Annotated in this window: 1 protein-coding gene; it reads left to right on the forward strand. The window is 74.4% G+C overall.

Annotated elements, in window-relative coordinates; all coding sequences use genetic code 11:
• Positions 1-581: beta-L-arabinofuranosidase domain-containing protein (locus tag ABD223_RS43400; RefSeq protein WP_344044222.1), on the forward strand; the 581-nt coding region annotated here is incomplete at both ends.

Here is a 581-nt window from a genome sequence, read left to right on the forward strand (position 1 = left end):
CGGTGGCGGGAACTGCACCGCAGCCACGAGCTGTACGTGGCGGGCCACCTGTTCCAGGCCGCGGTGGCCGCGGCCCGCGCGGGCGTGGGCTCGGAGCTGCTCGCGGTGGCCCGGCGGTTCGCCGACCTGCTGGTGGACACGTTCGGCGCGGCCGACGGCCCCGACGGACTCGACGGGCACCCCGAGGTCGAGACCGCCCTGGTGGAGCTGTACCGGGTCACCGGTCACCGCCCCTACCTCGACCTCGCCGGGCGCATGATCGACCTGCGCGGCCGGGGCCTGCTCAACGACGAGCGTTTCGGCTCCGCCTACCTCCAGGATCACGTGCCGGTCCGCGAGGCGCGGGAAGTCGCCGGTCATGCGGTGCGGCAGCTGTACCTGCTGGCCGGGGTGGTCGACGTCGCGGTCGAGACCCACGACGACGAACTGCTGGCCGCGGCACGGCGGCTGTGGGACGACGCGTTCGGTCGCAAGACCTACATCACCGGCGCCCACGGCTCCCGCCACCGCGACGAGGCGTTCGGCGACCCCTACGAACTGCCCGCCGACCGCGCCTACGCCGAGACCTGCGCCGCCATCGC

Source organism: Saccharothrix xinjiangensis (genome assembly GCF_039527585.1).
In the GTDB taxonomy this organism is placed as follows: Bacteria; Actinomycetota; Actinomycetes; order Mycobacteriales; family Pseudonocardiaceae; genus Actinosynnema; species Actinosynnema xinjiangensis.